Annotated in this window: 6 protein-coding genes; 3 read left to right on the forward strand and 3 right to left on the reverse strand. The window is 55.1% G+C overall.

All coding sequences use genetic code 11. The features are described from left to right. The 3 genes from VAE48_RS05685 to VAE48_RS05695 form a co-directional block, all read left to right on the forward strand. Positions 1–327 (forward strand): FAD-dependent oxidoreductase (locus tag VAE48_RS05685; RefSeq protein ID WP_322792351.1); only part of this gene is annotated, 327 nt, incomplete at its 5' end. Between the two features lie 34 nt (positions 328–361). After that, positions 362–1273, forward strand: a complete 912-nt coding sequence (locus VAE48_RS05690; protein WP_322792352.1) for a phytoene/squalene synthase family protein — start codon at positions 362–364, stop codon at positions 1271–1273. Between the two features lie 6 nt (positions 1274–1279). Further along, positions 1280–1891: a glycerol-3-phosphate acyltransferase gene (locus tag VAE48_RS05695; protein ID WP_322792353.1), complete on the forward strand. Its 612-nt coding sequence runs from the start codon at positions 1280–1282 to the stop codon at positions 1889–1891. A gap of 219 nt (positions 1892–2110) precedes the next feature. Here VAE48_RS05695 and VAE48_RS05700 read toward each other — a convergent pair whose 3' ends face one another. The 3 genes from VAE48_RS05700 to VAE48_RS05710 all read right to left on the reverse strand — a co-directional run. Beyond that, positions 2111–3640, reverse strand: a complete 1530-nt coding sequence (locus VAE48_RS05700) for a cryptochrome/photolyase family protein (protein WP_322792354.1) — start codon at positions 3638–3640, stop codon at positions 2111–2113. After that, positions 3637–4626 carry an aromatic ring-hydroxylating dioxygenase subunit alpha gene (locus tag VAE48_RS05705; protein ID WP_322792355.1) on the reverse strand — a complete coding sequence of 330 codons (990 nt, stop codon included), beginning with the start codon at positions 4624–4626 and terminating at the stop codon, positions 3637–3639. Before VAE48_RS05705 ends, VAE48_RS05700 begins: the two co-directional genes overlap by 4 nt. After that, on the reverse strand, positions 4623–5719 hold a 1097-nt coding region (locus VAE48_RS05710), incomplete at its 5' end, for a deoxyribodipyrimidine photo-lyase (protein WP_322792356.1). The genes VAE48_RS05705 and VAE48_RS05710, both read right to left, overlap by 4 nt.

Genomic DNA, 5719 nt, shown 5'->3' on the forward strand with positions numbered 1-5719 from the left:
ATTGACTGGAGCAAAGAAGCCCGTCCGTACCGTGACCGGATTATGGAATTTTTGGAGAAAAATTACCTGCCCGACCTGCGCGCCAATATCGTTGCCGAACATTATATTGACCCGCTGCACTTCCGGGATACGTTGAACAGTTACCTGGGTTCGGCTTTTTCGGTCGAGCCGATTCTCACCCAATCGGCGTGGTTCCGTCCGCATAACCGCTCGGAGGAATTCGATAACCTCTACTTTGTGGGGGCGGGTACTCATCCCGGAGCCGGTCTGCCGGGGGTGCTTTCTTCGGCAAAAATTGTAGAAAACCTGATTCGCGAAACGGCTTAACGGATAACGGGTTAATACTATGGGAGACTCCCGTATGCCGTGGCAATCTGCTGAACTTCACTTGAGTGTGCCTAATTTACAGGCGGCTTTTCGCGCCACCGAGCAGGTGATTCGGGAGCATTCCAAGACCTTCTATTTTGCAACCGGTTTACTGCCTTTTTCGGTTCGCCGGGCAATCCGTTCATTGTATGCTTTTTGCCGGGCAACCGATGATCTGGTCGATTCGGATCGGGCATCCCTTACCGATATTGAAAACTGGCGGGCGCAAACGGCGCTTCCTCCCCACCAGCAAACTCACGCTGTCTTGTTGACCTGGTCACTGACCCGTGAGCGATACGGCGTTGACCTGAAATACGAACGGGAATTGATTGACGGGGTGTGCATGGATGTGCACTTCAAACCCTATGCCACCTGGGAAGATTTGCAGGGTTACTGTTACCGCGTGGCTTCCACGGTTGGGCTGCTTTCCATGCCGATCATCGGGCTGGCAGAAGGGGTGACTTTTGAACAGGCTGCACCCTATGCCATCCAGCTGGGTATTGCTTTGCAATTGACCAACATCCTGCGCGATGTGGGAGAAGATGCCCAGCGTGGCCGGGTTTATTTCCCGGAAGAGGATTTGCGCCGTTTTGAACTGACCATTCAGGATATTCGCGAGCAGGTGTATGATGAACGTTTCATCGCCCTGATGAAATTTGAGATTGAAAGAGCGCGCCGCCTCTATGATGAGGCTTTACCGGGCATTGCGCTGCTTTCGCGGCGGGCTCGTCCGGCGGTGGGGGCGGCTGCGCTGCTCTATGCTGCCATTCTGGATGAAATTGAGGCCTTGAATTACAATGTCTATACTTGCCGGGCGCATACCAGTGCCATTCAAAAGCTGGCATTGCTGCCGGGCATTCTCTGGAAAGTCATGCGCCTAAAACCGCCGCTTCAGGCACAGGATTAAAACCTCATGAACGAATGGCTCTGGCTGGCCGTTGCCTTTCTCTCGGGCAGCGTGCCATATTCTTTACTGCTGGGAAAGTTTTTACTTCACAGGGATATCCGTCAATTTGGGGATGGAAATCCGGGTGCTACCAATCTGGTGCGCGCTGGCGGGAGATGGTGGGGTGGGCTTGCCATTTTACTGGATGGTTTCAAGGCGGCCATTCCGGTGGGCTGGGTGTACTGGTTTGACCGGCCTGCGCTGCCCTGGATGGCCGCCATTGCGGTTGCACCGGTTCTGGGGCATGCCTATTCGCCATTCTTACGCGGCAGGGGCGGCAAAGCCATTACTGCCATGTTTGGCGTTTGGACGGGATTGACCCTGTTTGAAGCGCCGGTCATTTTGGGTGTTTCAATGGGGCTGTTGTACCTGATTTTTGAAAACAGCGGCTGGGTGGTGCTGCTCTCTCAGGGAGTGCTGGGGGCGTTCATCTGGATGTATCATCCGGATTATCTCCTGGGGATCGTGTGGGCGATGCTTTTGCTTCTTTCGATCTGGAAACACCGTGCTGATTTTACCAGGCCGGCAGTGGTGCGAGCCTCACTGTTGCGTTTAATTTCCGGGCATAAACGCCCATAACAGCAGAGCAATCTTACACAGCTCCCCGCGAAATCAAAAAGAGCCAGCCGACAGGCTGACTCTCCTCAAGTTTTCCTTCTACCGCTAAAAACGCCGCTAATAATCAATCGCCGGGGTGAGGGGGGCACCCAGGCGATTGACATTGTTTATTATAGCCACTCAAACCAAAATTGCAAGCCCTTTTTGGTTATTTTCTGGCACTTGCAACGAAACTGCAACTCAACCGGCGTCATACTGAAAGTGGTAATCGGAATTCCCCTGCGGCAGACGGGCTAAAAAGTGTTCGCTTTCGCGGCGGATGGCGGCTTTCTCCTCAGCGGATTTGCGCTCTAGCAGTCGGTAGATAACCGTCATTCGCGGGTTTTGGCTCAGTTTTTCCCTTTGCCTATCCAGAAAGTACCAGTACAGGTAATTGAACGGACAGGCATTTTCGCCCAGCTTTTGATGGACATCAAAACGACAGTCAGAGCAGTAGTCGCTCATTTTATGGATGTAACTGCCGCTGGAAATGTAGGGTTTACTGGCTAACAGCCCGCCGTCAGCGTAGGTTGCCATGCCCAACACATTGGGAAGTTCCACCCATTCGTAAGCATCCACAAAGCCGGCCCAAAACCATTCTGAAAGGCGCAGCGGATTGACGCCCGCTAAAGTGGCAAAGTTGGACAGCACCATCAGCCGGTGAATGTGATGGGCAAAACCGTGCTGTTTGACCATTTCAATCGAATCGCGCAAACATGCCAGTTCACACTTATCCGGCTGCCAGTACCAGTCTGGCAGATTGCGTTCCAGTTCAAAGTAATTGACGGTGCGGTATTCGGGCATTTTATACCAGTACATCCCGTGGATGTACTCCCGCCATCCCAAAACCTGACGCACGAATCCTTCCAGTGAGTTCAGCGGTACGGCATATTCCTCGGCTGATTGGATGGCGCGTTCGACAACCTCCCGCGGATGCAGCAAACCCAGATTGAGAAAAGCGGACAGCATGGAATGAGTAACCAGCCAGTCACCGCGGCGCATGGCGTCTTCATAGGGGCCAAAGTCGGCGAAGCGCCAGCGGAAGAAGTGCTCCATCCATGTCCATGCTTCGGCGCGGGTGACCGGCAGCCGAAAGTCGTCTGCGCTGCCCCAAAAACCCTCCTGAGCCTGTACGATCTGGATGACCTTACGGGTGATGGCATCCGGCTCTACAAGGGGCGGGTCGGGATATGCCCGGTTGGGAGGCGGCCGGCGGTTTTGTTTGTCAAAGTTCCATTGACCGCCCGCGGGTTTTCCGTTTTGAATCAGGATATTTTCCCGCCGGCGCATCCAGCGGTAAAAATTTTCCATGCGCAGATTTTGCTGGGAATCAGCCCAGCGGATGAATTCCTCGCGCGGCAGGAAGTAGAACGGATTGGGGATTTGGGTGAGGGGAAGGTTTTCACTCAAACGCTGCAGGATTTGCAGCATTCCCCATTCGCGGGGCTGAAATGCCAGAATTTGCCCCGGCTGGTACTGGTGATGGTGAGCCTCAATCCCGCTCGCAAAGTCCGGCTCGTGGCGGTAGTCCACCTCATAACCGGCCCGCTGCAATTCAAGGGCAAAATGGCGCATGGCAGAAATGCCCAGCACCATCTTTTTGCGATGGAAGGGGAGTGCCTGCCATTTGCGTTGTGATTCGATCATCAAAATGCGCGTTTCGTTGGGCGGGTAGGCTTTCAGCGCCTCCAGCGAGAGATCGCACATGGTGATGAGGAAGGTGTTTTTCATGCAAGCGAGGATGGGCGGTTGTTTTCGGCAATCAGTTCTTCGCGACGGCGGCGGTAAGTGAGGATGATGCGGTCGCCCTGCACGAATTTCTCGCCGTTGCGCAAAGATGACTTTTTGGGATCCTGCCGGCTGACAACACGTTTATCCTGATTGGCAATATAGCGGCTGCCCAACACCCCGGCCCAGTTAAACAGGTTTTTGATGATCGGTAAGCGCACCACACGCTGGTAGTAACGCAGATAAAACATGCCGTTTTCTTCATCAACCGGCGCAAAGGCCACCAGAATCCGCAGGTCATCGCTGATGCGGTTTTGCCAGAGGTTGGGGAAGATGAATTCGAGAAACGGAGGGCGCTGCGGCGCGGGCAGTTCCTCCGGCTTGCGCGGTGGTGTGCCGTCATCCGGACGGTTGTACACCCACATGCGAATCACGTCATCCTCCAGGGTAACGATTGGCCCATCCACCACTACCCGTCGGCCGCGCCCGATGGTATTGTAGTGGACATGCGGCAGGTGCATGACATCCATCTGATTTTCAATCATTCTTGAGTAGTGCACCGGCCACTGCTCGTGGTAGCTGCCGTATGAGAAGGTTTCATCAATATCAAACCAGCGTGGCGGCGTTAAGTTGGGACGGGGTTCTCCCCACCAGATCCAGATGAAATCATGCGCCTCATAGGTGGGGTAAGCCTGAACGCGCATGGCTTTGGGCGGTTCGGTGCTGCGCCCGAGGGCTGGAATATAGCGGCATTGCCCGGTTGAATCGTATTCAAAAGCGTGAAACGGGCAGGCCAGGCGGTCTTCGGGGGTGATTTTGCCCTGACTGAGGCTGGCGCTGAGGTGGGCGCAGCGGTCGCTCAGGCAGTTGACTTTTCCTTGCCGGTCACGCCAGAAAACAAGTTTTTCCCCCATGCGGGTAACCCCAATTGGTTTGCCCCTCGGCACCTCTTTGGATTCAAGCACCGCGTACCATTGATTGCGAATCATGTTCCCTCCGCTTGTTTGGATTGTTGGTAAGCGCGCAAGGTGCGTTCCTTCACCTGCGCGTGATCTACGAGCGGCAACGGGTAATCGCGGCCGGGTTTGAAACCGGTTTTGCGTTGCATTTCCGCGGGCAGCAGCCACGGTTCGTGCAGGTATTCATCCGGCAGCTGGTGCAGTTCGGGCAGCCAGCGGCGGATGAAACGCCCTTGCGGGTCAAATTTCTTGCTTTGCAGAATGGGGTTAAAAATGCGGAAGTAGGGCGCGGCATCTGTCCCAACGCCGGCAGTCCACTGCCAGCCGCCGTTGTTGGCGGCCGGGTCTCCGTCCAGTAGATGACGGAAGAACCATGCCTCCCCTTCCTGCCAGTTGATCAGCAGGTCTTTGACCAGAAAGGAAGCCACGATCATGCGCCCGCGGTTGTGCATCCAGCCCATTTCCAATAATTGACGCATGCAGGCGTCCACCACGGGGATACCGGTCAAACCCTGCTGCCAGGCGGAAAGGTCATCCGGTGCATTGCGCCAGGGGATGTTGCGCAGGGCCGGGTTGAAGGCGGTTTTCAGCACGTGCGGGAAGTGATACAAAATGGCGTTGTAAAATTCACGCCAGATTAATTCGTTGAGAAAGGTTTCTGCCCCTTTACGGGCAATGGGATCGGACGCTTGCTGAATTTTTTCCATGGTCAGGGCTGCCGCGCGGCGGGCGGAAATCATCCCAAAACGCAGGTAAGGCGAAAGTCTGGAAGTTCCTTCCAAATCCAGCCGATTGCGGTCATCCGCATAGGAAAATACGCCCGAATTGAGAAAGTCCATTAACCGCCGTTCTGCCTGAGCTTCACCGGCCGGGAAGTAGGGATTTTCTTCCGTTTCAGGCAGCGTTTCACCGGTCAGGACGGGTGCAGCTGGAAAACGAGTTGGGATGGCTGGCAGCGGTCGTGAGATCGGTAGGGCTTTCCAGGCTTTGCTGAAAGGGGTAAATACGGTGTAGGGACTGCCGTCAGCCTTGATGACCGCGGATGGATGGTGAACGGTAACCCCGACAACCAGCTTCAACGGAATCTCTTTTGCCAGCCTGGCATCGCGCCGCCCGGCAAAGG

Origin of the sequence: Bellilinea sp., assembly GCF_034432615.1 — a bacterium.
In the GTDB taxonomy this organism is placed as follows: domain Bacteria; phylum Chloroflexota; class Anaerolineae; order Anaerolineales; family Anaerolineaceae; genus Bellilinea.